Genomic DNA, 25,664 nt, shown 5'->3' with positions numbered 1-25,664 from the left:
ATCGCACTATGGCGCGATTCCCGGCCGGGGTCAACGGTTCACGCCGCGCTCGTTGCGGTGTGGCGGGCCACGTGGGCGTGACCCGGTCCGGTCATCGCGGGTTGATGGGCGGCGGCTCGCCCATCAACCCGCGATGGTCAGACCCCCAGGAAGGTGAAGGCTGCGGCGCGGAGGTCCTCTCCGGCGAGGGCTGAGACGTGGTCGCCGGGGACTCGCTGGAGGGTGGCGTTGGGGACGAGGGACACGAGGTGGTCGACGCCCTGGGACATGGGGTCGGTGTCGCCCGCGAGGAAGAGGGTGGGGACCTGGGGGGCGCCCGCGGCAGGGTTGAAGGGTTCGCTGGCGAGGCCTTCGACCAGGTTGAGCAGGGAGTTGGCGTCCTGGCCGGGGGCGGTGGCCATGCCGATGATCATGCCGGTCAGCATGTCGGTGGGCTGGGGGCCGCCCGCGGCCGCGGCACGGGCCGCGGCGAGGTCGACGGCGGCGAAGGGTTCCATGGGGCTGAGGCCGCCGAGGACGAGCTTGCGGACCGGGAGGACGCTCGCGAGGTCCCAGGCGATGCGGGCGCCGAGGGAGTAGCCGATGACGTCGACCTCGGGGGCGGTGATGGCCTCGGCGATGCGCTGCAGCAGCCGGGTGGTGCCCACCTCGTCGGCGGAGGCGACGGCGGGGCCGCCCGCGTGGCCGGGCAGGTGCACGACGATCGTCTCGCGTCCGGCCGCGGCCAGCGGGGCAGCCCAGCGCTCGGCCGGGAAGTCGACCGCCCCGCTGGTGGTGAAGCCGTGGATGAGCACGACGGGCGGGCCGGTCACCGCCGCGGCGGGCGGGGTGACGGTGGTCGGCAGCGCGGAAACCCTGGTCATTCTACGAGCGTAGACAATAACTCGGCTCTGGTCCAGGGTTTCAGCCCACCGGGCCCACCGGGCCCGCCACCCGCGCCACCAGCGCGTCGATGTAGTCGGTGTAGCGGGCCACCAGCGCGCCGACCGGGTGCATCAGGCTGGCCACGTTGGCGCCGATGGTCACCGAGATGATCTCGTCGGCGACCACCCCGGCGGCCACCACGTCACGGCTGTGGTCCCACACCGCCCCGATCCTGGCCACCAGCTCCGCGCGCCAGTTCGTCAGCAGCTCGCGGTACTGCGCGGCCAGGTCGGGGTTGGCGACCGAGTGCCCCCACAGCACCAGCAGCACCCTCGCGGAGCTGATCCGCTCGGCGTCGAGCGGCATCGCGGCCTCGACGAACCCGCGCAGCGCGGCGACCGGGCCCAGACCGGGGTCCAGTTCGGCCGCGCGCTGCGCGGTCTCGTCGAGCACGCTGTCGAAGGTGGCCGCGATGATGCCGTCCTTGCTGGCGAAGTAGTGCTTGAGCGCACCGTTGGCGAAACCGGCGGCGGTGACGATGCTGCGCATGGTCGCCGCCTCGAAGCCGCCCTCGGCGATCAGCCGCTTGGACACCTCGACGATCTCCCGGCGCCGCTGATCATGGTCGATGACCTTCGGCATGGCCGTGACTCCAATGCTGGCTCGGTCAAGCCGAGTCGCGAAGGCCGAGCCAGGCGGCGCGGCGCTGGGCCTGGCGCTCCGGGTCGGCGACGGGAGCGGCCAGCAGCAGCCGCTTGGTGTACGGGTCGGTCGGCTCCTCGGTGACCGCTCGGGTTGGTCCGGACTCGACGATCTCGCCCCGGTACATCACCGAGGTGCGGTGGCAGACCCGCCGCACCACGCCCAGGTCGTGCGAGACGAACAGGTAGGCCACGCCCGTCTCGCGCTGCAGCTCGATGAACAGGTCCAGGATCGTCGCCTGGGTGGTGAGGTCGAGCGCGCTGACCGGCTCGTCGCACACGATCAGCCGGGGCCTGCGCACCAGGGCGCGGGCGATGGCGATGCGCTGCCGCTGCCCGCCGGAGAACTCGCTGGGGTAGCGGTGCACCGAGTCGGCTGGCAGCCGCACCCGGTCGAGCATCTCCTCGATCACGGCGCCCGGCCGCGCGGTCTTGGCCACCAGCAGCGGCTGGGCCAGGATCTCACCGACGGTCATGGTCGGGTCCAGGGAGCCGTAGGGGTCCTGGAACACGACCTGGATGTCGTTGGCCAGCTTGCGCCTGGCGGCGCCCTTGGCGTGGGTGATGTCCTGGCCGTCGAAGGTGATCCGGCCGGACTCGACCGGCGCCAGGCCCAGCAGCGCCCGGCCCAGGGTCGACTTGCCCGACCCGCTCTCCCCCACCAGGCCGACGCACTCGCCCTGGTCGACGGTGATCGACACGCCCTTGAGCGCGCGGAACCGCACGTTGCGGGCCAGCCGGTAGTCGACGACGAGGTCCTCGACGGTCAGCAGCGGGCTCATCGGGCACCGTCCTCTCCGCCCACGTGGGCCTCGTCCAGCTGGAGCCTGCCGTCGGCGTCGTCGAGCGAGGCGTCGATGAGCTCGGCGGTGTAGGGGTCGGCGGGGCTGCGGAAGATCTGCTCGACCGTCCCGGTCTCCACGATCCGGCCGTCCTTCATGACCACGACCCGGTCGCAGATGTCGGCGACCACGCCGAAGTTGTGCGTCACGATGACCAGCGCCATGCCGTACTCCTGCTGCAGCTCGCGCAGCAGTTCGAGCACCTCGGCCTGCACGGTGACGTCGAGCGCGGTGGTCGGCTCGTCGGCGACCAGCAGCGAGGGCCGACCCGAGACCGCGCCCGCGATGAGCACGCGCTGGGCCATGCCGCCGGAGATCTGGTGCGGGTAGGAGCGCAGCACCCGGTCGACGTCGGTGATGCCGACCCGGACCAGCACCTCCCTGGCCCGCTTGCGCGCCTCGGCCTTGGACAGGCCCTGGACCTGCCGCAGCGGCTCCACGAGCTGGCGCTCGATGGTGTAGCTGGGGTCGAGGTTGGTCATCGGCTCCTGCGGCACGTAGCCGATGGAGCGGCCCAGCAGCGCCGCGCGCTCGAGCGCGGGGAGCTTGCCGATCTCCTTGCCGTTGAGGTGGATCCCGTCGGCGACCGCGGTACCGCCGATGGGCAGCAGGTCGAGCACCGCGAACATGGTCTGGGTCTTGCCGGAGCCGGACTCGCCGACGATGCCGAGCACCTCGCCGGGGCCCGCGTCGAGGGACACCCCCCGGACGACCTCCTTGACCCCGCCGTCGGGCGCGGGGTAGCCGACCCGCAGGTTGTCGATGCGCAGCGCGCAGTCGGCGACCTCGTGGACGTGCGTCCCGCTGACCGCGCGCTGCGGCAGGTCGGCGACCGCGGGGGCCTTGACCAGCTGCTGGCGGGTCCGCAGGCGCATCCGCCTGGTGGGCTGCTCGACCCGGATGCTGATCAGGTCGGCCAACGTGGTGCCGATGAACGCCAGCGACGCGATGGTCAGACCGAGCGCGACGGAGGGCCACAGCAGGATCAGCCCGTGGGTGTTGATCACGAGCATGCCGTTGGAGATCATCTGGCCCCACGACGGGGTCTGCGCCGAGCCGATGCCGAGGAACTGCAGGCCTGCCTGCAGGCCGATGGCCAGGCCCGCCGTCAGCGCCGACTGCACCACGATGGGCGGGTACACCGCGCGTGCCATGTGGGTGCGCAGGATGCGGGGGTTGGTCACGCCGGAGACGCGGGCCGCGTCGATGTAGGGCTCCTTGCGCACCGCCAGCGCGCGACCGCGGGTGATCCGGTAGTAGCCGGGCGCCATGAACAGGCCCAGGACCACCATCAGCACCGGGAACGACTGGCCGGTGCCCGCCGCCACGATCATCAGCATGAGCAGCACGGGGATCGACTGCACCGCGTCGCTGATCCAGGTGAGGACCCGGTCGACCGCGCCGCCGAAGTACCCGGCGCACACGCCCGCGGGGACACCGATCAGCACCGCGGAGACGCAGGTGATGGCGGCGCCGAACAGGGTCGTGCGCGCACCGTAGATCAACCTGCTGAGGATGTCGCGGCCGCCGGAGTCACCGCCGAGGAGGTGGTCGCCGCCGGGCGGGGCGTGGGTGATCCGGAGCTTGACCAGGTTCGGGTCGTAGGGCGCCAGCCACGGCGCGAGGACCGCGACGAGCACGATGAGGATCATCACCACGAGGGCGACGACACCGGCCGGGCGGCGCAGGAAGCGCCGCCACAGCGAGACCCGCTTGACGGGCGCCAGGTTGGCGGGGAACGGGGCAGCGGTCATCGGTCGCGCACCTTCGGGTTGACCCACCCGAGCACGAGGTCGAGCAGGAGGTTGATGACGACGACGAACACCACGGTCATCACCGTGAGCCCGAGCAGCACCGGGATGTTGCCGTTCTGCGAGGACTGCTGGGTGAGCAACCCGATGCCCTGCAGGTTGAAGACCAACTCCACGATGATGGCGCCGCCGAGCAGGCCGACGAACATCATCGCCAGCACGGTCAGCGCCGCGGGCGCGGAGTTGCGCAGCACGTGCCGCACGACCCGGCGCTTGGACAGCCCCCGCGCGCGCAGGGTCCGCACGAAGTCCTGGTTGTTGACCTCGAGGAAGCTGTTGCGCAACTGCTCGGCGATCATCACGATCGCGCCGAGCGCCAGCGCCACCGAGGGCAGCGTGATGGACCGCAGCCAACCGCTGACCGAGATGTTGGGCGACACGTAGCCGGTCGCGTCGAACCAGCCCAGGCCCAGGGCGAAGACCTGCACCAGCACGATGCCCAGCCAGTAGCCGGGAAGCGCGAACAGCACGACCGAGACGAACTTGAGGAGCCGGTCGAACACGCTGCCGGGCCGCAGACCGCAGGCGATGCCGATGATGACCCCGAAGACCGCCGAGAGCACGGTGGCGAAGACGACCACCGACAGCGTCACCGGCAGCCGCAGCGCCAGGTCGTCGTTGACGGGGGTGAAGGTGCGCCACGAGGTCCCGAAGTCACCGGTGACGGCGTGGGTGAGCCAGTCCCAGAACTGGGTGAGCAGCGGCCGGTCGATGCCGATCTTGGCGCGCAGCGCCGCCTGCTGGGCGGGGGTGGCGCTGTTGCCGAGCAGACCGGGGGTCGGGTCCCCGATGGCCGCGTGCGCGATGAAGAACGTGCCGGTCGTGACGACCGCCAGCAGCAGGATGCCCGACAGCAGACGCTTGGCGATGAAGGAAAACATAGTCTCGGCTCCTCACCGGCGGGCCCGCCCTCGAGCGGGCCCGCCGGAGCAACTGGTGGCCTCAGCCGCGCTGGATGAACCGCAGGGTGGGGAACATCATGCCGGTGACCGGCTGGACCTTGATGCCCTTGGCGCTGAAGTACATGTTGTCCGCCTGGTACCAGACGTCCCACCAGGCCAGGTCGACCAGCTTGGTGTTCAGCTTCTTGAGCAGCTCGGTCTGCGCCGCGCCCGGCTCGGCCTTCTCCACCTCGTCGACCAGCGACTTGACCTCGGGGAACTTGTCCACCGACGGGTTCGGGTTGTACCACTGGGCGGTGGTCACCTGGTCCGACAGCGTCGCCATGTCGTTGCCGCTCATGGCGATCACGGCGAGGAACATCGGGTAGGTCGGGGCGTTCTTCTGGTAGTCGGGCATCGCCATGTCGACCCACTCGACCTTGATGCCCAGGTCGCCGAAGGTCTGGTTGGCGGCGGGCTGCCAGGCCTGGAAGATCGGCGACATCGGCATCTTCACCGAGAAGCCGCCCGCGTAGCCCGCCTCGGCCAGCAGCTGCTTGGCCTTGTCCATGTTGGTCTGGTACTTGCCGTCCATGGACTTGTCGTAGACCTGGCCGTCGACCGGCCACAGCTGGTTGGTGGCGGTACCGGCGCCGTTGCCCACGGCCTGCAGGATGCCCGCGGAGTCGAAGGCGTAGGCGATGGCCTGGCGGACCTTGACGTCACCGAGCGCCTTGACCTGCGAGCCGGTGCGGTCGGCGAACTGCACGCCGACCCAGGACGACGGCTTGGACGCGATGTTCCAGCCCGCCTCCTTGGCCTTGGGCAGGTTGGCGGCGTTGGCGAACTGCAGGTTGAGCTGACCGGACTGCATGGCGTTGAAGCTGGCCGCCTGGTCCATGATCGGCAGCAGCTGCACGTCCTTGAACGGGTAGGTCGCGCTGTCCCAGTGGTTGTCCTTCTTGGTGAAGACGTACTGCGACTGCGGCGCGGACTTGTCCGCCACGAACTTGTAGGGGCCGGAGCCGACCGGGCCCTTGGCCAGCGCGTCGGCCTTGATCGCCGCGGGCGAGGCCATCCAGCTGCGGCCGAGACCCATGAAGTACAGCAGCGAGTCGTCGCGCTTGGTGAGCTTGAGTTCGACGGTGTCGTCGTCCTTGGCGCTCACGTCGGCGACGTTGAGGTAGGCCTGGCCCGAGCGCACACCGGCCTTGAGGTGCTTGAGGTTCTCCACCGCGGCGGCGGCGTCGAACTTCTGGCCGTCGTCGAAGGTGACACCGGTGCGCAGGTCCATGCTGAGGGTGAGCCGGTCGGCCGACCACTCCCACTTGGTCGCCAGCGCCGGGATCGGCTTGGCCTCGTTGTCCAGCGCGACCAGCGGGTCGTAGACGGCCGAGAGGTACGGACCGTCGAAGCCGATGTCGGCGCTGGCCGGGTCCCACGACGTGACGTCGAGGAACACGCCCGCCTTCAGTTCGGTGATCTCGGCGCCCCCGCCGCCACCGGCGGTGGAGCCGCCGGGGGTGTTGCCGCCGCCCGCGCTGGTACATGCGGCGAGCGCGGTGGCGGCCGCGACGGCCACCGCGACCAATGCCGTTGTCCGTGTCCTGGTCATCGAGCCTTCTCTCGGGTGCTGGACTGCCGGTGGGGTCACGCTCCGCGACTGCGGGGCCGCTCCGCCCGTACATGGATGATCAAGAAGTGAGACCTGGCTCACCGTGGTGCGGGATAGTCTACGTTCGTCGGCAAAAAAAGCAATGCTCCGGTGACCAGCGGTTTTCTCCACGTTCGTCGACGATCCATCCCACCTTTGGACGAAGAATCCCGTGTACTGGGCATATGCCCCGAGGGTCACGGCGGCGAAGCGCTTCCGACACCGAACCGCAACCTTGCGTAGCGTTCGGGCGGCTTGTGGTCGGACCAATCGTTTTTCTACGCTCGTATACTGACCCACTCACCTGTGCCCACAACGGGGGATCGACGATGACCGCTGCCCGCACCGTTCTGATCACCGGAGGCGCGGGTGGCATCGGCCGCGCGATCGCCGCCGCCTTCACCGCGCTCGGCGACGACGTGGTCGTCGCCGACATCCACGGCGCCGCCGAGGCCGCCGCCGAACTCGGCGCCCGCGCCGTCGACCTGGACATCACCGACGAGGACTCCCTCTCCCGCGCGCTCGACGCGGTGGGCCGGGTGGACGTCCTGGTCAACAACGCGGGCCTGCTCACCGTGCACGGTCGGCTGCTCGACCTGCCCGCCGCGGACATGCTGCGCATCCTGACCACCAACGTGCACGGCACCTTCCTGGTGACCCAGCACGTCGCGCGCCGGATGGTCGACGCGGGCGTGCGCGGCGCGGTGGTGAACCTGTCCTCGATCGGCGGCCGCCAGCCCACGCCGGGCATGGGCGGCTACGAGAGCAGCAAGGCCGCGGTGGACGCGCTCACCCGCTGGTCGGCCATCGAACTGGCCGAGCACGGCATCCGGGTCAACGCCGTGGCCCCCGGCCCGGTGCTCACCCCGATGCTGGAGATGGGCCTGCCAGAGGGCTCCCCCGCGCGCGAGGCGTGGCTGGCCAGGATCCCGCTGCGGCAACTGGCCCCGGTCGCCCAGGTCGCCGCGGCCGTGGTGTTCCTGGCAGGCGAGTCCGCCGCGCACATCACCGGCACCAGCCTGCCCGTCGACGGCGGCCAACTCCTGGGCTGACCCCGGCCCGCGGCCGGGAGTGGCCGAGGTCTCGACATTTTAGTCAACAGTCGTAGACTAACGATCCTCATCACCCGACCTCCCCGTGATCGGAAGGACAACGATGACCGTCCCCACCTCCACCCGCGCGGCGGTGCTGACCGAGCACGGCCAGCCGCTGAGCCTGATCGACCTCCCGCTGCCCGCCGAGGTGGAGCCGGGCGCGGCGCTGGTGCGGATCTCCTGCGCCACGCTCTGCGGCACGGACGTGGAGATCTGGTCCGGGAAGATGAGCTTCCCCGGCATGCTGCCGATGGTGCTCGGCCACGAGATGGTCGGCGAGGTCGTCGCCGTCGGCGCGGGCACCAAGGACGCCCTCGGCCGCGACATCGAGGTCGGCGCCAGGATCGGCTGGTCGGAGTCGACCTGCGGCGAGTGCCACGGCTGCGTCGTGCTGCGCGAACCGGTCGCCTGCTCGCGCCGCGGGTACGGCTTCCTGCAGCGCTCCGACGTACCCCCGTACGCCACCGCCGGTCTGGCCGAGTACGCCTACGTCGTCCCGCGCGCGGCGAAGCTGCTGCTGCCCGAGACCGTCCCGAGCACCTGGGCCGCGATGGCCGGGTGCGCGGCCAAGACCGTGCTGCGCGCGTTCACCTACGTCGGTGGACTCACCGGAAAGCGCGTCGTGGTGCAGGGATCCGGCGCCCTGGGCATCTTCGCCACCGCCGTCGCGCACATCTCCGGCGCCGCCCAGGTGATCACCGTCGGCGCACCGGAGTCCCGGCTGACCCTGGCGGGCCGCTTCGGCGCCGACGCCGTCGTCGACATCGCCGCGGGCTCCGAGGGCATCATCGAACGGGTCACCGAGCTCACCGGCGGCCGCGGCGCCGACCTGGTGCTGGACTTCGCCGGTGCCCCCACCGTCGGCCCCGAGGCCGTGGCGATGGCCGCCCAGCGCGGCCAGGTCGTGATCGTCGGCAGCACCGGACCGACCTCGGCGCCGCTGCCGCTGGGCGCGGTGATGGGCAAGGAACTCACCATCTCCGGCTCGCTCAACGGCGACATCTCCGACTACCACCGCGCCATCGAGTTCTTCGGCGCCTTCGGCCACCGCTTCCCGTGGGACGAGCTGTTCGGCACCCCGGTCGGGCTCTCCGGCGCCTCCGAGCGCATCGCCGCCATGCACCGCCTCGACGAGGTCAAAGCTGTAATCGACCCCCGGCTGCCATAAGTCCCAACGGTTGCGCTCCCACCACACCCCGCCACACCTCTTGAGGAGAACCGTGTCCACTCTCCCCCGCCGTCGCCTGGGTACGACCGACCTGGAGCTCTCGCAGCTGTCGCTCGGCTCCTGGCACACCTACGACCGGATGGACTTCGCCGACGCGGTCGCGATGATCCGCACGGCGGTCGCCGCGGGCGTCAACCTGTTCGACGTCGGCGTCTACAGCGTGCCCGGCATGACCCCGGTGTTCACCGACGTCATCTGGAACGCGCTGATGCGCGCCTCCGGCATCCCCCGCGACGAGTACCTCGTCTCGGCCAAGCTGTGGCTGGAGGGCTTCGGCGAGAACGGCTTCGGCCCGCAGCTGGACAACGCGTTCCTGCGCGGCGGGTTCGACGTCGCCGACCTCGTCATCCTCGGCGACATCCGGCGCGACGACATCGTCCTGGAAGACCTCGTCGAGGACCTCGCCGGGCTCCAGCGCGCCGGGAAGATCCGCGCGTGGGGGGTCAACAACTGGTCCGCCACCAACATCCGGCGGCTGCAGGAGATCGCTGCCGAGAAGGGCGTCGACGGGCCCGCGATCGCGCAGTTGAAGTACAGCATCGGGCGGCGCAGCATCCCCGACGGCGAACCGTTCGCGGCGCTGTTCGCCGACGGGTTCGCCATGCAGTCCTCCGACGTGCTCGAGGGCGGCCTGCTCGCCGGGTCCACCACCGGCCGCGAGATCGGCCGCGACCCCGGCGGCGTGCAGGAGCGGATCAAGCAGAACGCGGCCGCCGTCGCCGAGGTCGCCGCGGGCTTGGGCACCAGCGCCGCCCGGCTGGCCGTCGCCTTCACGCTGACCCACCCGGCCAACATCACCACCCTCTTCGGCGCCACCAAGCAGTCCCAGCTCGAGGACAACCTCGCCGCGGTCGACCTGGTCGAGCGCGTCGGCGCCCAGCAGCTGCGCGCGCTGGTCGAGCCGTTCTGGGTCGACCGCGACGTGGTCAACCCCGAGGGCCCCTGATCCCCCTGTCCCCGCAAGCGAGGAGCCTGCTGTGAGCCCCACTCCCGTCCCGTTCGACCCGGACATCGAGCCCGCGCTCGCCGAGATCGTCATGCCCGACGCCCCGCCCTTCACCCCCGAGACGATCCCGGCGATGCGCGCGGGCAAGGCCGCGATGTTCCCGCCCGCCGCGGTGGCCGTCGGGGACGCGCCGGTGGACGTCGTCGAACGGCTGGTCCCCGGCCCCGACGGCGCCCCGGACCTGGAGATCACGGTCATCTCCCCGCGCGGGCTCACCGGGCCGGTCCCCGGGCTCTACAACATCCACGGCGGCGGCATGATGGTCGGCCACCGCAACATGGACGTGCCCCGGCTGCTGGCCCTGGTGCTGGAGCTCGGCGTCGTCGCGGTCAACGTCGAGTACCGGCTGGCCCCCGAGCACCCGGACCCGGCCCCGGTGGAGGACTGCTACGCCGGTCTGGTGTGGATGTCGGCGAACGCGGCCGAGCTCAACGTCGACCCGGACCGGATCGTGGTCATGGGCGGCAGCGCGGGCGGCGGCCTGTCCGCGGGCGTGGCGCTGCTGGCGCGCGACCGGGGTGGCCCCGCGCTGGCGGGTCAGCTGCTGCTGTGCCCGATGATCGACGACACCAACACCACCGTCGCCAGCCACCAGTACCGGGGCATCGGCACCTGGACCCGCGAGTCGAACCTGGCGGGCTGGCAGTCGCTGCTCGGCGACGCCGTCGGCACCGACGCCGTGTCGCCCTACGCGGCGCCGACCCGGGCCACCGACCTGTCTGGTCTGCCGCCCGCATTCATCGAGGTGGGCAGCGCGGAACCGTTCCGCGACGAGGACACCCAGTACGCGCTGCGCATCTGGGCGACAGGTGGGCAGGCGGAGCTGCACGTGTGGAGCGGCGCCTTCCACGGGTTCGACATGTACGTCCCGGACTGGCCGGTGAGCCAGGCCGCGCTCGCGACCCGCGATTCGTGGTTCCGCCGGGTCCTGGGTCTGGAGGCGAAGTGAGCACCTACGAGCCCGTCCCGCCCGTCCCGTACGACCCCGAGCTCGAACCGGGGCTGGCGATGTTCCTCGACCTGGTCGAGCAGATCCCGCTGCGCGCGGACACGATCCTGGTCAACCGCGACCACTTCGCCACCATCGTCCCGCCGGTCGAGCAGATCGTCGGCGACCGCCCGGTGGACGTCGAGGACCGCGTCGTCCCCGGCCCCGACGGCGCCCCGGACATCACCCTGACCATCGTGCGACCGCGGGACCTGGCGCCGAACGCGCCCGCGTTCTACTGCATCCACGGCGGCGGGATGGTGCTGGGCAACCGGTACTTCGGCGTCGACGGCCTGATCGCGGACGCGCTGCGGTTCGGCGCGGTCGGCGTGTCGGTCGAGTACCGGTTGGCCCCGGAGCACCCCGCGCCCGCCGCGGTGGAGGACTGCTACGCGGGCCTGGTGTGGCTGGCCGAGCACGCCGAGGAGCTCGGTGTGGACGCCTCCCGGATCGTGGTGACCGGGGCGAGTGCCGGTGGTGGGCTCTCCGCCGGGGTCTCGCTGCTCGCGCGCGACCGCGGCGGTCCGCACATCGCCGGGCAGGTGCTGCTGTGCCCCATGCTCGACGACCGCAACGAGAGCGTGTCCACCCGGCAGTACGACGGGCGCGGCGCGTGGGACCGCAACAACAACGACACCGCGTGGGACGCCATCCTCGGCCCGCTGCGGTTCACCGACGAGGCGTCCCCGTACCAGGTCCCGGCGCGGATGGCCGACCTGTCCAACCTGCCACCGGCGTTCATCGACGTGGGCGCGGCGGAGATCTTCCGGGACGAGGCCACCGAGTACGCGCTGCGCATCTGGGCGACCGGCGGCAACGCCGAGCTGCACGTGTGGGCGGGCGGGTACCACGGCTTCTCCGGGTTCTCCCCCGACGCGCAGGTGTCGCGCACGGCCGAGGAGACCCGGCTGTCGTGGCTGCGGCGGATCCTGCGGTCCCCGTGAGCCTGCGCCGCGTCGCCGTCGTGCTGGGCCTGCTGGAGATGTTCGGGCCCATCTCGATGGATCTCTACATGCCCGCGCTGCCCCAGCTCGCCACCGACCTCGGCACCAGCGAGAGCCTCGCCCAGGCGACGATGTCGGCGTGCATGCTGGGGCTGGCGCTCGGCCAGCTCGCGGTCGGCCCGCTCAGCGACCGGTTCGGCAGGCGCAAGCCGCTGCTGACCGGGGTGGCGCTGTTCGCGGTGCTGTCGCTGGTGTGCGCGGTGACGCCGTCGATCGAACTGCTGCTGGCGGCCCGGTTCTTCCAGGGCCTGTGCGGGTCGGCCGGGATCGTGATCGCCCTGGCCGTGGCCCGCGACCTGACCCAGGGCGTCGACCTGGTGCGGTTGCTGGCGATGCTGACCATGGTGGGCGCGATAGCCCCGATCGTCGCACCGGTCGTGGGCGGGCAGCTGGCGCCCTACATCGGCTGGCGCGGCATCTTCGCCGTGCTGGCCGGGATCGGGGTCGCGCTGTTCGTCCTGGCGCTGACGTCACTGCCGGAGAGCCTGCCGCCGGGGGCGAGGCACGTGAAGGGCAGCGGGCGGCAGTTCGGGGCGGTGTTGCGGGACAAGCTGTTCCTGGGCTTCCTCGTCGTGGGCGCCTGCGGCGGGGTCGCGTTCTTCACCTACCTGGCGTCGATCAGCTTCGTGCTGCAGGAGAGCTTCTCGCTGTCACCGCAGTGGTTCAGCGTCTGCTTCGCGGCCAACGCGGTGATGTCGATCATCGGCGCGCAGATCAACCGGGTGGTCGTGCGGCGCGCGGGTCCGGAGCGGATGTACACGGTCGGCACGGTCATCACGGCCTTGGCGGCGGTGGCGATGCTGGTGACGGTGCTCGTGGGCGGCGGGCTGGTGCCGCTGCTGATCGCGCTGGCACTGCTGATGCTGGTCGGCGGGGTGACCCAGGGCAACGGGTCCGCTCTCGCCCTGGCCGACCACGGTGAACGCGCCGGAACCGCAGCCGCGCTGCTGGGGACGACGTCGTTCGCGGTCGGGCCGTTGGTGGCGCCCTTGGTCTCGCTGGGCGGCACTACGCCGCTGACGATGAGCCTGACGATGGCGGTGGCCTACACGGCGGCGGCGACGCTGGTTCTGGTCGCGGTGCTGCCGGGGCTTCGTCGACGTTCTCGTCGCGTGGTGGATGTCGAGAAGTTGGAGGTCGTGCCACCGGGGGTGGTGTGATGGTTGGTCGTGGGCAGGGGGTGTTCCGTTCGCGGAGCACCCCCTGGGCGTGTGGTGGCTCGGTGGGGTGGGTGGCTTCTGGGGTCGGCTCGCCTTCGGCATTGCGACCCGGTCCGTGGGGTGTGGGTGTGCTCGATGGGGCGAACTTGTTTTGCGCGGGGCCCCTGCGCCAGCCGTGGCAGGACCGCAAAAGCCGGGGCCGAAAAGCATGGCCCTGCAGCGAGGCAAGGCTACGACTGCCGCCACCCCACACAAAACAAGTCCGCCCCATCGAGCATCTGGCACCTCAGGTTCCGAGTGTCCAGTGGTCGGGCTGGCGGGGCTGGCTCGGGGGGGCTGGGTTGGCACCAGCGGCTTCGGGGTCGGCTCGCCTTCGGCATTGCGACCCGGTCCGTGGTGGGTTGGATGGGCTCGATGAGGCGGACTTGTTTTGCGCGGGGCCCCTGCGCCAGCCGTGGCAGGACCGCAAAGCTGGGGCCGAAAAGCATGGCCCTGCAGCGCGACGACGCTACGACTGCCGCTCCCCCACGCAAAACAAGTCCGCCCCATCGAGCAGTTGGCACCTCAGGTTCCGAGTGTCCAGTGGTCGGGCTGGCGGGGTTGACGCGGTGGGCCGGGTTGGCGGGGCTGGCTCGGCGGGCCGGGTTGGCGGGGTTGACTCGGGCGAAGACGGCGCGGGGGGTGCTGGGGGTTCGGTTGTGGTTGTTGGGGCTGTTGTGGTTGCTGGGATCGGAGTGGGCTCGGGGAGCGTGGTGGAGCGGTACGGGAGGTAGGTCGCGGCGGTGTTGGGCCAGGTGTACTCGTGGTAGCGGGCCTTGGGGGCGGTCTCCTCGTACACCCAGTAGCCGTTGTGGGCGGGGTCGGTCCAGCCGCCGAAGAGGCGGGCGTGGCCGGGGGTGCGGGGGTCGGGGCTGGTCCACAGAAGTACGTCCCCGGGCTGGAGTTGGTCCTTGTCGATGCGGACCGCGTGGTCGGGGAGGCGGCGGGTGGTCGGGTTGTCGTCGAGGGACCAGGCCATGGCGATGAAACCGGCGCTGTCGCGGCGGTAGCCGTCGGTGAAGTCGTTGAGGCCGTAGGGGACGCCTTGGTCCACCCATGCCCGTGCGCGGGCCAGCACACCGTCGCGATGACCTTCGTCGGCCTCCGCGTAGCCGGTGCCGACGAAGGTCATCGCGCCCAGGACGGCCACCACCGCGCACACGCTCTTCATGAGTCCTCGCTCTCCTCGGGCACCGGACGGATGCCCTGCGAGGTAAGGATCGGGGACCGGTCTGCAACCCCCCTCCAGATCGACCGCCGATCCCTATAGATCGCCTAGAAGACCCTGTGACCTGCGCGTCAGCGCTGGCGCACCAGCAGGAACGGGATCGCCATCCCGGCGGCGAGGGACGCGATGAAGATCGCCACGCCCAGCCAGAAGCCGTCGAAGGGCAGCAGCAACCCGCCGATCAGGAACAGGAACGTCAGGTGCGCGCCGTACTGGGCGCGCAGCAGCGTGAACCGGTGCTCGGCCAGGTGGCCCTGGTTCGGCCGCTCGGACTGGCTGATCTGGAACGTCAGGGCCAGCATCGCGGCCGCGTAGCCGACGATGCCCACGAGGAAGTACAGCCACGGGATGTCCCAGTGCTTGCTGATCGCGATGCCCACCGCCGCCAGGATGAGCAGCACGCCGAACAGGCCGTGCGTGTTGATGGTGGTCTTCGGGGGCGGCTCGGGCTGCTGCTGATGCTGTCCGCCGGTCGGCGGTCCCTGGTAGGACATCTGCCGCTCCCCTCGCCTCGTCGCGTCGTAATGATCACGTCGCCGCGTCCGCGCGGGCCGTTACCCGGGTGGGAGGTGCTCCTGCCAGTCCGGTCCGGCGTCGTGGACGCGTCGGGCGACCTGGACCCGGTTGGCGGCGGCGAGCTTGCCGAACACGGCGGCGACGTGGGTCTTGACCGTGGCCACGCCCAGGTGCAGCGCCTGGGCGATCTCGGTGTTCGACAGGCCCTCGGCGACCGCGGCGGCGACCTGGCGTTCGCGGGCGGTGAGGGTGCCCAGGAGGGCGTGGGCGGTGCGGCGGGCGGGGTCGTCGCCCGGTTGTCGGGTGGCGACGGCGATGAGGCGGGCGGTGACGCTGGGCGAGAGCATCGGTTCGCCGCGCGCGACCCGGTGGATGGCGGCGATGAGGTCGGTGGGGTCGGTGTCCTTGAGCAGGAAGCCCGCGGCGCCGTCGCGGAGGGCGGCCAGCACCATGTCGTCGGTGTCGAAGGTGGTCAGGACGATGACCCGGGACGCGCTGGCCCGGTCGCGCAGCGCTCGGGCGGCGGCCAGACCGTCCACGCCGGGCATGCGGATGTCCATCAGCACGACGTCCGGGCGTTCGCGGTCGACCAGGTCGATCGCCGCGCGCCCATCGGCGGCCTCGCCGACGACGTCGATGTCGGGCGCGCCGCCGAGGATCATCCGCAGGCCCGCGCGGACCAGCGGGTCGTCGTCGACGACCACCAGCCGCACCGGGGTCACCTCGGCCACGGCAGCCTCGCGGTGACGATGAACGACCCGTCGGACCGGCCGTGGTGGAGGGTGCCGCCGACGAGTTCCGCGCGTTCGGCCAGCCCCACGAGCCCCACGCCCGGGGGTGCGCTGCCCTCGGGCCCGACCGGGTTGTGGACCTCGACTTCGAGCACCCCCGCCGGGGCGCCGGAGATCCGGATGGTGACCGGCGCGCCCGGCGCGTGCTTCCGGGCGTTCGTCAGGGCTTCCTGCACGACGCGGAACGCGGTGCATGACAGGTGTTCTGGCAGTGATTCCCCTGCTGGGCAACGGTTGTCGACCAAAACCTCGGCTCCGGCTTCGCGCGCGTCGGCCACCAGGGCGGGCAACTCGGCGAGGGTTGGCTGGTCGGAGGGGTCGTCGGGGCGCAGCACGCCGAGCACGGCGCGCAGCTCGCTCAGCGCGAGCTGCGCGTTGGACTGGATGGTCTGGGCGACCTTGACCGTCTCACCCCGGCTGAGGTCGTCACGGTAGGTCAACGCGCCCGCGTGCAACGCGACCAGGGAGATCCGGTGCGCCAAGACGTCGTGCATGTCCCTGGCGATGCGGGTGCGTTCGGCGTCGCGGGCGACCACAGCGGTCAATGCCTGTTCGCGTTCCGCAGTGCGTGCGCGGTCACGCAGCGAGTCGACCAGCTCACGGCGAGCGGCGGTGTAGTAGCCGGTGACGACAGCCGCGCCGAAGATCACGCCCGCGAGCACGACACCGGTGACCACCTCGGCAGCGCCACCTTCGGGTTTGCGCCACAGCAGGTCCGAGGCGACCATTCCCGCGACGAACACCGCGGCCGCCGAACCGACCCACACCGCGCGTCGCCGCGTGGCCATCGACGCGACAGCCACAACCATGGGTCCCAGGCCTACCGCCGACACCGCGCAAGCCGCACTTGTCACGCACGCGATGACCAGCGGGTAGCGCCGCCTCAGCGGGAGCAGGGTCAGCGCCACGAGGCCGACGAGCGCGTCCACCGCCAGGATCGCCCCGACCGCGTCCTCCTCGGCCGCGGTCATCGACTCGGACACGAGGACCGCGGCCATCGCACACCACGCGGCGGCACCGATACCCACCGCGAGCAGGTACCGCCAGGCTCGTGACATGAGCGGAGTTTAGGTGGTGCCCGACAAGCCGCGGACCCGTCTCGGGGCTGGGGCGGCTCCACCTTTGGGTGGAGGAGGTCGAGCCCGCGCGGGGAGGTGCGGCGCTCGCCCGCCCGGCAGCGTTGCCGCCATGACCAAACCCGTGACGCTCGCCCGAACCGCTGGAGCGCTGTACCTGCTGCTCGCCGTGCTGGGCGGCTGGGCAGAGCTGTTCGTGCGCGGATCCATTCGCGTTCCCGGCGACCCGGCGGCCACGGCCGCGAACATCGTCGCCAACGAGACCCTGTACCGCTGGGGTCTGGCGGCGGATGTCCTGATGGCGGTCGTCTTCGTCCTACTGGGACTCACCCTCCAGCGCCTGCTGCACCACGTGGACCACCTGGCGGCCAACGCCCTGCTGGTGTTCGTGTCGGTCGGCGCGGGACTCATCGTGCTCAACCTGGCCCTGCACGCGGGCGCCCTGCGCGCGACCGACGATCCGGCCCTGGCCGCGCTCCTGCTCGACCTGCACACCGACGGCTACGTCCTCGCCGGGGTGTTCTTCGGTCTCTGGCTGCTGCCGATGGGCTATCTGGCCTACCGCTCGCCCTTGTTCCCGAGCGTCCTCGGCGTCCTGCTCATGATCAGCACAGTTGCCTGGGTCGCCGATCCGGTCCTCGCGTTCACCCTGCCCACCGCGCCCACCCTGCTGCGCGAGGTGGTCTCGGCACCGACGTGGATCGCGGAGTTCGGCCTGATGTTCTACCTGCTCATCCGCGGTGTCCGAACCCGCGACTGACCACAGTGGACCACTCGACCGGCCAGGTGCCCGGGGTCGGGGACCGGGTGCTACGGTCACGGCTCGACGCCGGTGGTGGTGCGGACGGCCGCGGAGGGTCATGGTCTTCGGAGTTCTGGCGCTGGTGGCACTGCTGGTGTTCGCCGCGCGCGTGTACCGCGAACCCCGGCGGTTGGGCAACGCGGTGTGGCTCGGGATCGCCGCGGTGCTCGCGGGGCTGTGGTTGTTGGTGGCGCTGTCGGGTGTCCAGTTCCTGCGTGCTTTCCTGATCTGGGTGGCGGCAGCGGTGGCGTTGCTGGTGTTGCTCGTGCTGCCGCTGGCCCTGATCGCCAACGGTGTGGTGATGTGGCGGCGGGAGGGGCGCCGGTTGGCGAACCTGTTGTCGCTGCTCGCCGGGGTCGCCGCGCTGGGGGTGGTCGGGCTGACCGTGGCCGCGATGGCCTCCGGCGGGTCGCCGTGGCTGGTGGCGGTGGCGGCCTCGGTGTCGCTGGTCGCCGGGTACCTGGCGTTCCTGTTCATCGCGCTGGTCGCGTATTCGGCGATCTACAGCAGGCTGGGCAAGCGCGCCAGCGCAGGCGCGATCATCGTGCTGGGCGCCGGTCTGCGCGGCGACAAGGTGCCGCCGCTGCTCAAGGCCCGGCTGGACCGCGCGGTGCGGTACCGGGAGCACCGCGCGGACGCCCTGGTCGTCGTGTCCGGCGGTCAGGGGGCCGATGAGCTGGTGTCCGAGGCGGAGGCGATGAGCGGGTACCTGCGCGAGCAGGGGGTGCCCGCGGATCGGATCGTGCTGGAGGACCGGGCCACCACGACGGAGCAGAACCTCCGCTACAGCATCGCGCTGCTCGACGAGCGCGGTCACACCGGCAAGACGGTGGCGGTGACCAACAACTACCACGTCTTCCGGACCGCGGTGCTGTCCCGGCGCCTGCGGTTGCGGGTGACCGTGGTCGGCGCCCGGACGGCGTCGTACTTCGTGCCCAGCGCGTTCCTGCGCGAGTTCGTGGCCTTGTTGGTCTTCTACCGGCGGACGAACCTGCTGTTGCTGCTGGTCCTGGCGGTTGCGCCGCTGGTGTTCACGGCGCTGGTGACGCCCTAGGCGCCCACCTGTGTGGTGTCGGCGGTCACGGTGGGCGCTAGGTCGCGGCGTCTGGCCGCCTGTGTGGGGGACGACGGATCGGCTGAGCCATCTAGTTTCGGCAGCGCGTCGTGCCGGGTTAGCCGTGCACCCGAGACGCACCCGTCGCGGTACCCGACCCGCTCCCGCGGACCTCGAATCTTGTGTCATCCAGCCAAGACCGACCGAGGAGCACCAGATGCGCCGCTCGATCACCACCCTCGCCGCCACCGCACTGGCCGCCGCTTCGGTGATCATCGCCGCGCAGCCGGTCACCTCCGTCGTCGCCGCTGACGACCAGGTGTTCCTGGTGGCCGAGGCCTTCACCTACGACGAGGGCGACGCCGTCACCGCCTCTGCCGCGGCCGCCTCCGCCGCCTCGGCGTGCGAGGACACCACCTACGCGCTGAAGACCTGGAAGGTCGGCACGCTGAACTGGCTGTACAACGGCGACGGTGTTCCGGCCAACATCGCGTCGACCGCTCTTGGCGCCATCACCACCTCGACGAACACCGTCGCCAAGGGCACCAACCGCTGCGGGCTGACGAACCTGACCACCTCGACCTACAACTACGCCGGTACCACCACTTTGAAGCCGCAGGTTTCGTCGACCGCCACCTGCACCGGCAACGACAACAAGTCGGTGACCGGCTGGGGCACCCTGCCGTCGAAGGTTCTGGCCTACACCTGCACCTACTACAACGCCAAGGGTGTTGTCATCGCGTCGGACACCCTGATCGACAACGTCGCGTACACCTGGTTCACCACCAAGCCGGCCAACTGCACCGGCCAGCAGTACGACCTCGAGACCACCCTCACCCACGAGCGCCTCCACACCGCGGGCCTCGGCCACGTCGACCAGACCAACAACGCCACCCAGACCATGACCCCGGCCAGCTCGCCGTGCGACACCTCCCGCCGCCTCCTGGGTGCCGGTGACTACGCGGGCCTCAAGGCCCTCGCCTCCAAGTAGGACACACAGCGAGTCCCCTCCCTGGTCTGGGAGGGGACTTTTGTGTTTCCGGGAGTGCAACGTTCTGCTGGGGTCCGGTGTTCACCCGGATAGAACAACAGAAAGGGCGAACCCCAATGGATCTCAAGCTGGCTGGTCGGGTCGCGGTGGTCACCGGTGCCTCCAAGGGCATCGGTCTCGCCATCACCAGGTCGTTGTTGGACGAGGGCGCGAAGGTGCTCGCCGTGTCCCGCGGCACATCGAGCGAACTGGACGCGGTGGCCGGACCGTCCCTTCGCCACACCGCGCTGGACCTGATGGACCCCGCCGCGCCCGAACAGGCCATCGCCGAAGCCGTCTCCGCCTTCGGCGGCCTCGACATCCTGGTCAACAACGCGGGCGGACCGCCACCGGGTGTCAAACTCCCCCGAACGTCCTTCCACGACGCCACCGATGAGGACTGGCGCGCCATGTTCGAGTTCAACCTCTTCAGCGCCGTCCGCGCCATCCGCGCCGCCCTCCCCCACCTGGCGACCCGCGGCGGCTCGATCATCAACATCTCCACCACCCTGGCCACCCAACCCTCCCCCATGAACGTCGACTACGGCGCGGCCAAAGCGGCCCTCAACAACCTCACCAAAGTCCTGTCGGAGGAGTTCGCCCCCCAGGGCATCCGCGTCAACACCATCTCCCCCGGCGGCGTCCGCACCCCGTGGTGGACCGACCCGGGAGGCGCGGCGGACCGCATGGCGGGCATGTTGGGCTCCACAAGGGAAGAGGTCCTCACCACCCAAGCCCCCCAACTGCTCAACATGCTCACCGGCCGCCTCATCACCCCCGAGGAAATCGCCGACATGGTCCTCCTCTTGGCCTCCCCCCGCTCCGCCAGCACCACCGGCACCACCATCCCCATCGACGCAGGCCTCCTCAAAGCCGTCTGACGCTGCCGGGTCTCACAGGCCTGCGATGAGGCCTGCCATGGCGCCGATGGTGATCTGGTCGATGGTGGCGACGGTGGCGGCTGGGGGTGGGGTCGCGCGGTAGGTCCACGCGACATCGATCTGGAGGATGTTGTTGCCTGCCGCGGTGACCAACTGTTGAACAACGGCGTAGTCGCGTTGGGGGCCTCGGGTGCTGTGGGCGAAGCCCGCGACGTGGCGGGTCGGGTATGGCGAGGGGAGGGCGGTTCGGGGCATCAGCCGTGCCCGGGTTACGCCGTCGTCGGCGGTGGGGTTGGGGGTGGTGAAGTGGGCGCAGGCGCGGAGGCTTTCGTCCACAGTGGCCAGGACGTGGGGTTCGGTCCGGTAGGAGAGGAGGGTGATCTCGACCACCACGCCGTTCGCGACGCCTTCGACGGGGACGACGAAGGTTCGGGACTGTTCGGCGGTGCGGGGAGCGGCCTTTTCGGCGGCCGCGGCGCGGTCGACGGTGTCTTGGCAGCTGGCTGGGGTGACGACCTCGGTATCGCCCGGTGGCGGTGTCGGTACTTCCCTGGTTCCGGCGGGGAAAGTCGCCGCGGCCACTGAGACGGCTTTCATGATGTCGGTGTCCGACAGTCGGCGGTAGGCGTTGGGGTTGGCCATGGGCGCGGGTGGGGGTTCGTAGGCGGCGCCTGCGCTTTCGTCGCCGTCGCCCGGGGCCACGGTGAGGGTGGACAACGGGCCGGTGATCATGAGGGCGGCCAGTGACGCCGTCACCACGACCGTGGTGGCGGACCAGAGCAGCGGGGAGGGGGTGAAGGACTGGCGGGCGGCGACCAGCAGGACGGGCGTCGTCGCGAACACGGTGACGAGCAGGAGCCAGGACGGGTAGTTCAGCGATCCGGTGAGGGCGGACCAGCCGTGGCCGCTGCCGGTGAGCCGGACGATCGCGAACCAGAGCACCCCGGCCACCACAGCGGCGGTCAGGCCGAGCAGGAGCGCGGACAGCCAGGGTTCGCCGCGGTGGGTGAGCAGGATCGCGAGTACGACGACCCAACCGGCGAGGGCGCAGATCCACCACGACTGGTAGGCGAGCACGTAGTCCGCGCCCTCGGTCTGCTCTGGCTCGACCCGCGACAGCCACGAGAATGCCGCCGCGGCGCCGCCGGTGAGCGCGCCCGCCAGCGCGATCCAGATCCCACCCGCGCGCCGCCACAACAGGGCGAGGCAGGCGAGGAGCACCAGTACCGCGACCGTCCAATCGAGACCGGAGCCCGCGCCGATCACCGACCGCCGCACCAAGGCGGCCGTGTCGAACAGCATCGCGGACGCCAGCACCGCGGGGACGGCCGCGATTCCGCTGCTCAGTACGACCGCGATTCCGAGTGTGGCGCCGACCCGGGCCGCGATCGTGGTGGTCTGGGCCAGCCGGATGGCCGCTGCCCTGGCGAGAACCGCGCTGGTGAGCGTGACCAGCAGGATCAGCCCGACCAGTTCGGGGGCGGACTGTTCGAGCATCAGGCGCATCGACGCGGCGGCGCCGGGGACCTGGATCTGGTACCCGCCCACGAGACCGACGACCGCGCCTGCCAAGGGCCCGAACCATTGGGTCGTGCCGGATCGGGCGCGGCGGGTCCACGCGGGGAGCAGCACGACGGACCACAACAGGCAGGCGAGGATCATCGGCAGGTCGAGGGACACCAGCACATCCGATGTGGCGCCCGCGAAGGCGCTGATCAGGATGTAGCAGACCTGGTAGCACAACATCGCCACCACACCCGCGACGGCGCTGACGACGAACCCGCCCTCCCACCGCCGCCCGTCCGGGGCCGAACGCTCGGCCGCCGACGGGTGCACGGCGAACGGCGACCACTTCCTCGGCGCACCAACCAAGACCTCGCGCGCGGACACCGGGTCGCCCAGCACTTCGCCCGCGTACTGGTCCGCGGCCAACTCACGGCGGCGCAACAACGCCGCTCTCAGCGCCAGGACGGCTATCGCGGTCACCAGCGCCACCACCAGGTGCTCGCCGTAGAAGTCCCAGACCACGTCGAGATCCCCGGCGAGGGCTGTGAGCGAGATGAGCAGGGCGGGCAGCGAGATCCAGCCCGTCCACCACACCGCCGAAGCCCACAGGACGTCTTTCGCGTGGACGTGGCCGAGTTCGTGGCTGACGACGACGTCGAACTCGCGGGGGTCGACGTGCGCGTACGCCTCGGGCACGACCACCCACAGGCGAGCGCCGGGCACGCCGGTGGTGAACGCCTGCCGGTGCCCAGACGCGCGCGCCGCCAACACCAGCCGGGGTCGTCGGCGCCCGGTCAGCCCTTGGCTCGAGCACAGTTCGTCGAAGCCCGCCTCAAGTCTCGCGATAGCCGGACCGGGCCGCAGCCGCCAACGGATGACGAGACCGCCGAGCACCATCAGCAGCCAGGCCGCGGCGGGCAACGCGGCGGCACCGATGACCATCGTGGTGCCGAGCGCGAAGTTGTAGTCGCGGCTGCACGCTTCGGACGCGGGCCCGTCCCGGATCGGGTTGACGTTCAACGGTTCGGCCATCGAGATGCCGTGCGCTGTGTAGCACGCCTGCACGGTCCACGTGTCGCCGAGGTCGTTGGTCATGAACAACGCCTGCGCGGCCCCGGCACCGTTGATCGCCAAGGCGAGGAAGACCAACAGGTAGACCCACCACAGCCCGGCTCGGGAAGTGGCGGTCATCGCTCGTCTTGCGATCGCAGCAACGCGCGCTCCAGCGCGTCGGCGAGCAACGTCGCCTCTTCCGGGGACAGCCCGAGCACTTGGCCGTGCGCAAGGCAGGCCTCGCGCATGGGGGCGATCTGCGCGGCCGTGATGCTGATCGTCGTGCTCGGTCGGGGTCCGCCCTTGTTCTTGCGTCGCCACCGCTTTCGGCGTTGCACCGCGGCGAAGCCCGCAGCGCCGAGGACCTGGGCGACGGTTCCGGTCAGCAGGGGGTAGATGAGGTCCGCCAGCACGGTCGGCTCGACGCCCGAACCCACCGCGCCACCGAGCAGGCGGGCCCGGCGGTCGCCCGTTTCCAAGGCCGCGGTCACCGCCTGGAGGTAGTCGCCCTGGTCAGGCGCGACCTCGGTGACAATGCGCTGTGCCAGGTGGGATAGCGCGACGGTGGTGGGGGCGGTCGAGCTCACGCGTTCGTCAGCCACACCTGTTCATGTCGCCCCCGGTGACCCTGCCGTTGCGCCGGGTACCCGGATGGCGCATAGGCTGGCGGGGTGAGCGGGCTGGGGTTGGACAGGGCGCTGGAGCCGCTGCGGCGGTTGGCCGGGGAGGCGTTGTTCGCCAGGGTGGCCGGGCCGAACGGGCCCGCGGAGCGGGTGCGGATCCACGACAGTCCGGGGACGCGCTGGTTCGGGGCGGATCGGCCGATCCGGGTGGTGCACGGGGACGCGTCGATGTTCGTCGGGGGGTTGCGGGCGCTGCTGTTGCAGTCGCTGCACCCGTTGGCGATGGCGGCGGTGGCGGCGCACTCCGGCTACCGGGGTGACCCGTGGGGGCGGTTGCAGCGGACCAGCACGTTCCTGGCGACGACGACGTTCGGCACCGCGGAGCACGCGCAAGCCGCCGTGGACCGCGTGCGCGGCATCCACCAGGCTGTCCGCGGCACGGCCGACGGCGGCGAGACCTACCACGCAGCCGATCCGCACCTGCTGGCCTGGGTGCACGTCGCCGAGGTCGACAGCTTCCTGTTGGCCCACCGCCGCTACGGCCAGCACCCGCTCGACCAGGCGGGGTACGACGGCTACGTCGCTGACACGGCCCGGGTCGCCTCCGCGCTCGGCGTCGTCGACCCGCCCCGAGACCAGGCCGAACTCGCTGAGCGGCTGGCGTCCTTCCGGCCAGAACTGCGCTCCACCGGGCCCGCGCGCGACGCTGCCCGGTTCCTGCTGCTGACCCCGCCGATCCCTTTGCCCGTAAGGGTTCCGTACGCCGTCCTCGCCGCCAACGCCCTGGCGTCACTGCCGCCGTGGGCACGGTCGCTGCTACGTGTGCCGGATCTGCCCGGGCTGGAAGGCCCGCTGGTTCGGGGCGCGGGGCGCTGCCTGGTCGGCTCGATCAGGTGGGCCCTGGCCGCCTAGCGGTGGGCCTTGGCGGCAGCGAAGCAGTACACCCCGAAAGCGCCCAACCCGAGCGCGATCGCGGCGAGCAGCACCACCCCGTACGGCTGCGCGGCCACGGTGTGCAGGGCCTTGTCCATGCCGCCGGACCGCGCGGGGTCCGCGTGCAGGGCGGCGAGGCCCACCAGGACGCCGATCACCCCGTACGCCAGGCCTTTGCCGATGTAGCCCGCACGTCCGACGTGGTGGACGAACCCGCGCGTCCCGTCCGGTAACTCGGAGAGGTCCAGGTCCCGTTCGAACGACCGCGTGACGCCCTTGCGCACGAGGACCGCCGCGAGCACCAGAACCGCGATGGCGACCGCCCCGACCAGCACCTGCCCGAACGGCATCGCCAGCACGCGCGCGGTGAGCTCCTGCTGCTTGCCGGTGGAGTTCGTGCTGCCCGTACCCCGCGCGAAGTCCAGTGCGGCGATCCCGATCCCCACCGCGGTGACCGCCCGCGCGACCGAGCCGATCCGCTTGGCCAGGCGCTTGCGTGGTTGTCGCACGTGGGTGTGCCCAGAGAGGGCCTCGGCGACCTGCCACAGCGCGAACAGGAACAGGCCCGCGGTCAACGCCCACAGCAGGACCGGCCCCGCGCCGGTCTCCGCGATCTCGGCGATGGCGCCCTTCGAATCGGCCTGCTCACCGGTCTGCCCGATCACCACCTGCAACGCCAGCCAGGCGATCAGGACGTGCACGCCGCCGTAGAAGACCATGCCGACCCGCCCGGTCGTCTGGATGACCGGATGCCTCCTGAGCTGACCCGTCGCGCGCACAGGCGCTACGTACCTCCCGCGCGGCCGGATCACACAAACCGGTCACCGCGGACAGCGGTTGCGCCGAACGGCCCAACCCTCCATTGATAGGTCTAGACCAAAGAGGGTCAATCCGCGGCG

24 protein-coding genes are annotated in these 25,664 nt (G+C 71.1%); 11 read left to right on the top strand and 13 right to left on the bottom strand.

Annotated elements, in window-relative coordinates; translation table 11 throughout:
• Positions 1-137 precede the first annotated feature (137 nt).
• The 6 genes from JOD54_RS20700 to JOD54_RS20675 form a co-directional block, all read right to left on the bottom strand.
• Positions 138-863 carry an alpha/beta fold hydrolase gene (locus tag JOD54_RS20700; protein WP_204452176.1) on the bottom strand — a complete coding sequence of 242 codons (726 nt, stop codon included), beginning with the start codon at positions 861-863 and terminating at the stop codon, positions 138-140.
• Between the two features lie 40 nt (positions 864-903).
• Positions 904-1,506: a TetR/AcrR family transcriptional regulator gene (locus JOD54_RS20695; RefSeq protein WP_204452174.1), complete on the bottom strand. Its 603-nt coding sequence runs from the start codon at positions 1,504-1,506 to the stop codon at positions 904-906.
• Positions 1,507-1,531: 25 nt separating this feature from the next.
• Positions 1,532-2,347, bottom strand: coding sequence for an ATP-binding cassette domain-containing protein (locus JOD54_RS20690; RefSeq protein WP_204452172.1), 816 nt, complete (start codon positions 2,345-2,347; stop codon positions 1,532-1,534).
• Positions 2,344-4,161, bottom strand: a complete 1,818-nt coding sequence (locus tag JOD54_RS20685; protein WP_204452169.1) for a dipeptide/oligopeptide/nickel ABC transporter permease/ATP-binding protein — start codon at positions 4,159-4,161, stop codon at positions 2,344-2,346. Before JOD54_RS20685 ends, JOD54_RS20690 begins: the two co-directional genes overlap by 4 nt.
• On the bottom strand, positions 4,158-5,099 hold the full coding sequence (locus JOD54_RS20680; protein ID WP_204452167.1) for an ABC transporter permease: 942 nt from the start codon (positions 5,097-5,099) through the stop codon (positions 4,158-4,160). Before JOD54_RS20680 ends, JOD54_RS20685 begins: the two co-directional genes overlap by 4 nt.
• A 61-nt stretch (positions 5,100-5,160) precedes the next feature.
• Entirely contained in the window at positions 5,161-6,714 is a 1,554-nt protein-coding gene (locus tag JOD54_RS20675) for an ABC transporter substrate-binding protein (RefSeq protein WP_204452164.1), read from the bottom strand.
• 368 nt (positions 6,715-7,082) lie between these two features.
• On the opposite strand from JOD54_RS20675, the gene JOD54_RS20670 reads away from it, so the two are divergent.
• The 6 genes from JOD54_RS20670 (at position 7,083) to JOD54_RS20645 (ending at position 13,233) form a co-directional block, all read left to right on the top strand.
• The gene (locus JOD54_RS20670) at positions 7,083-7,805 is read left to right on the top strand and encodes an SDR family NAD(P)-dependent oxidoreductase (protein ID WP_204452162.1); all 723 of its coding nucleotides are present in this window, start codon (positions 7,083-7,085) and stop codon (positions 7,803-7,805) included.
• Positions 7,806-7,908: 103 nt separating this feature from the next.
• Positions 7,909-9,015, top strand: coding sequence for a zinc-binding dehydrogenase (locus JOD54_RS20665; protein ID WP_204452160.1), 1,107 nt, complete (start codon positions 7,909-7,911; stop codon positions 9,013-9,015).
• A 52-nt stretch (positions 9,016-9,067) separates the two neighbouring features.
• A complete protein-coding gene (locus tag JOD54_RS20660; RefSeq protein WP_204452158.1) occupies positions 9,068-10,021 on the top strand; it encodes an aldo/keto reductase in 954 nt (317 codons plus the stop codon).
• Positions 10,022-10,052: 31 nt separating this feature from the next.
• Complete coding sequence (locus tag JOD54_RS20655) at positions 10,053-11,030, top strand: alpha/beta hydrolase (RefSeq protein ID WP_204452156.1); 978 nt, start codon at positions 10,053-10,055, stop codon at positions 11,028-11,030.
• Positions 11,031-11,089: 59 nt separating this feature from the next.
• Positions 11,090-12,013, top strand: coding sequence for an alpha/beta hydrolase (locus JOD54_RS20650; RefSeq protein WP_204456411.1), 924 nt, complete (start codon positions 11,090-11,092; stop codon positions 12,011-12,013).
• Entirely contained in the window at positions 11,983-13,233 is a 1,251-nt protein-coding gene (locus JOD54_RS20645) for a multidrug effflux MFS transporter (RefSeq protein ID WP_307860195.1), read from the top strand. Before JOD54_RS20650 ends, JOD54_RS20645 begins: the two co-directional genes overlap by 31 nt.
• A 508-nt stretch (positions 13,234-13,741) precedes the next feature.
• On the opposite strand, the gene JOD54_RS20640 is transcribed toward JOD54_RS20645, so the two are convergent.
• From JOD54_RS20640 to JOD54_RS34380, 4 genes are all read right to left on the bottom strand, one after another.
• On the bottom strand, positions 13,742-14,443 hold the full coding sequence (locus tag JOD54_RS20640; protein ID WP_204452154.1) for an NlpC/P60 family protein: 702 nt from the start codon (positions 14,441-14,443) through the stop codon (positions 13,742-13,744).
• A 128-nt stretch (positions 14,444-14,571) separates the two neighbouring features.
• On the bottom strand, positions 14,572-14,994 hold the full coding sequence (locus tag JOD54_RS20635; protein ID WP_204452152.1) for a hypothetical protein: 423 nt from the start codon (positions 14,992-14,994) through the stop codon (positions 14,572-14,574).
• Positions 14,995-15,054: 60 nt separating this feature from the next.
• Complete coding sequence (locus JOD54_RS20630) at positions 15,055-15,747, bottom strand: response regulator (protein WP_307860194.1); 693 nt, start codon at positions 15,745-15,747, stop codon at positions 15,055-15,057.
• Positions 15,735-16,865 carry a sensor histidine kinase gene (locus JOD54_RS34380; protein WP_239573451.1) on the bottom strand — a complete coding sequence of 377 codons (1,131 nt, stop codon included), beginning with the start codon at positions 16,863-16,865 and terminating at the stop codon, positions 15,735-15,737. Before JOD54_RS34380 ends, JOD54_RS20630 begins: the two co-directional genes overlap by 13 nt.
• Positions 16,866-16,995: 130 nt before the next feature.
• On the opposite strand from JOD54_RS34380, the gene JOD54_RS20625 reads away from it, so the two are divergent.
• The 4 genes from JOD54_RS20625 to JOD54_RS20610 all read left to right on the top strand — a co-directional run bounded on the left by JOD54_RS20625 (position 16,996) and on the right by JOD54_RS20610 (position 20,650).
• A complete protein-coding gene (locus JOD54_RS20625; protein WP_204452148.1) occupies positions 16,996-17,643 on the top strand; it encodes a DUF4386 domain-containing protein in 648 nt (215 codons plus the stop codon).
• A gap of 100 nt (positions 17,644-17,743) precedes the next feature.
• Positions 17,744-18,739 carry a YdcF family protein gene (locus JOD54_RS20620; protein WP_204452146.1) on the top strand — a complete coding sequence of 332 codons (996 nt, stop codon included), beginning with the start codon at positions 17,744-17,746 and terminating at the stop codon, positions 18,737-18,739.
• A 217-nt stretch (positions 18,740-18,956) separates the two neighbouring features.
• A complete protein-coding gene (locus JOD54_RS20615; protein ID WP_204452143.1) occupies positions 18,957-19,730 on the top strand; it encodes a peptidase M10A in 774 nt (257 codons plus the stop codon).
• Between the two features lie 116 nt (positions 19,731-19,846).
• A complete protein-coding gene (locus JOD54_RS20610) occupies positions 19,847-20,650 on the top strand; it encodes an SDR family NAD(P)-dependent oxidoreductase (protein ID WP_204452141.1) in 804 nt (267 codons plus the stop codon).
• A 12-nt stretch (positions 20,651-20,662) separates the two neighbouring features.
• Here JOD54_RS20610 and JOD54_RS20605 read toward each other — a convergent pair whose 3' ends face one another.
• Both JOD54_RS20605 and JOD54_RS20600 read right to left on the bottom strand, forming a co-directional pair.
• The gene (locus tag JOD54_RS20605; RefSeq protein WP_204452139.1) at positions 20,663-23,347 is read right to left on the bottom strand and encodes a M48 family metalloprotease; all 2,685 of its coding nucleotides are present in this window, start codon (positions 23,345-23,347) and stop codon (positions 20,663-20,665) included.
• The gene (locus JOD54_RS20600) at positions 23,344-23,811 is read right to left on the bottom strand and encodes a hypothetical protein (RefSeq protein WP_204452137.1); all 468 of its coding nucleotides are present in this window, start codon (positions 23,809-23,811) and stop codon (positions 23,344-23,346) included. Before JOD54_RS20600 ends, JOD54_RS20605 begins: the two co-directional genes overlap by 4 nt.
• A gap of 69 nt (positions 23,812-23,880) precedes the next feature.
• Between JOD54_RS20600 and JOD54_RS20595 the strand changes: the two genes are divergently transcribed.
• Positions 23,881-24,744, top strand: a complete 864-nt coding sequence (locus tag JOD54_RS20595; protein ID WP_307860193.1) for an oxygenase MpaB family protein — start codon at positions 23,881-23,883, stop codon at positions 24,742-24,744.
• Here JOD54_RS20595 and JOD54_RS20590 read toward each other — a convergent pair.
• Positions 24,741-25,544: a DUF1206 domain-containing protein gene (locus JOD54_RS20590; RefSeq protein ID WP_307860192.1), complete on the bottom strand. Its 804-nt coding sequence runs from the start codon at positions 25,542-25,544 to the stop codon at positions 24,741-24,743. The two genes, JOD54_RS20595 and JOD54_RS20590, sit on opposite strands and share 4 nt — an antisense overlap.
• Between the last annotated feature and the right edge of the window lie 120 nt (positions 25,545-25,664).

It is taken from the genome of Actinokineospora baliensis, assembly GCF_016907695.1.
GTDB classification, from domain to species: domain Bacteria; phylum Actinomycetota; class Actinomycetes; order Mycobacteriales; family Pseudonocardiaceae; genus Actinokineospora; species Actinokineospora baliensis.
The sequence above is the reverse complement of the archived record's forward strand: the minus strand, read 5'-3'. Positions and strand labels throughout refer to the sequence as shown.

Coding starts and splice junctions, on each gene's coding strand:
- JOD54_RS20700 (WP_204452176.1), bottom strand. CDS start 863: ATGACCAGGGTTTCCGCGCTGCCGACCACCGTCACCCCGCCCGCCGCG.
- JOD54_RS20695 (WP_204452174.1), bottom strand. CDS start 1,506: ATGCCGAAGGTCATCGACCATGATCAGCGGCGCCGGGAGATCGTCGAG.
- JOD54_RS20690 (WP_204452172.1), bottom strand. CDS start 2,347: ATGAGCCCGCTGCTGACCGTCGAGGACCTCGTCGTCGACTACCGGCTG.
- JOD54_RS20685 (WP_204452169.1), bottom strand. CDS start 4,161: ATGACCGCTGCCCCGTTCCCCGCCAACCTGGCGCCCGTCAAGCGGGTC.
- JOD54_RS20680 (WP_204452167.1), bottom strand. CDS start 5,099: ATGTTTTCCTTCATCGCCAAGCGTCTGCTGTCGGGCATCCTGCTGCTG.
- JOD54_RS20675 (WP_204452164.1), bottom strand. CDS start 6,714: ATGACCAGGACACGGACAACGGCATTGGTCGCGGTGGCCGTCGCGGCC.
- JOD54_RS20670 (WP_204452162.1), top strand. CDS start 7,083: ATGACCGCTGCCCGCACCGTTCTGATCACCGGAGGCGCGGGTGGCATC.
- JOD54_RS20665 (WP_204452160.1), top strand. CDS start 7,909: ATGACCGTCCCCACCTCCACCCGCGCGGCGGTGCTGACCGAGCACGGC.
- JOD54_RS20650 (WP_204456411.1), top strand. CDS start 11,090: ATGTTCCTCGACCTGGTCGAGCAGATCCCGCTGCGCGCGGACACGATC.
- JOD54_RS20640 (WP_204452154.1), bottom strand. CDS start 14,443: ATGAAGAGCGTGTGCGCGGTGGTGGCCGTCCTGGGCGCGATGACCTTC.
- JOD54_RS20635 (WP_204452152.1), bottom strand. CDS start 14,994: ATGTCCTACCAGGGACCGCCGACCGGCGGACAGCATCAGCAGCAGCCC.
- JOD54_RS34380 (WP_239573451.1), bottom strand. CDS start 16,865: ATGTCACGAGCCTGGCGGTACCTGCTCGCGGTGGGTATCGGTGCCGCC.
- JOD54_RS20625 (WP_204452148.1), top strand. CDS start 16,996: ATGACCAAACCCGTGACGCTCGCCCGAACCGCTGGAGCGCTGTACCTG.
- JOD54_RS20620 (WP_204452146.1), top strand. CDS start 17,744: ATGGTCTTCGGAGTTCTGGCGCTGGTGGCACTGCTGGTGTTCGCCGCG.
- JOD54_RS20615 (WP_204452143.1), top strand. CDS start 18,957: ATGCGCCGCTCGATCACCACCCTCGCCGCCACCGCACTGGCCGCCGCT.
- JOD54_RS20610 (WP_204452141.1), top strand. CDS start 19,847: ATGGATCTCAAGCTGGCTGGTCGGGTCGCGGTGGTCACCGGTGCCTCC.
- JOD54_RS20605 (WP_204452139.1), bottom strand. CDS start 23,347: ATGACCGCCACTTCCCGAGCCGGGCTGTGGTGGGTCTACCTGTTGGTC.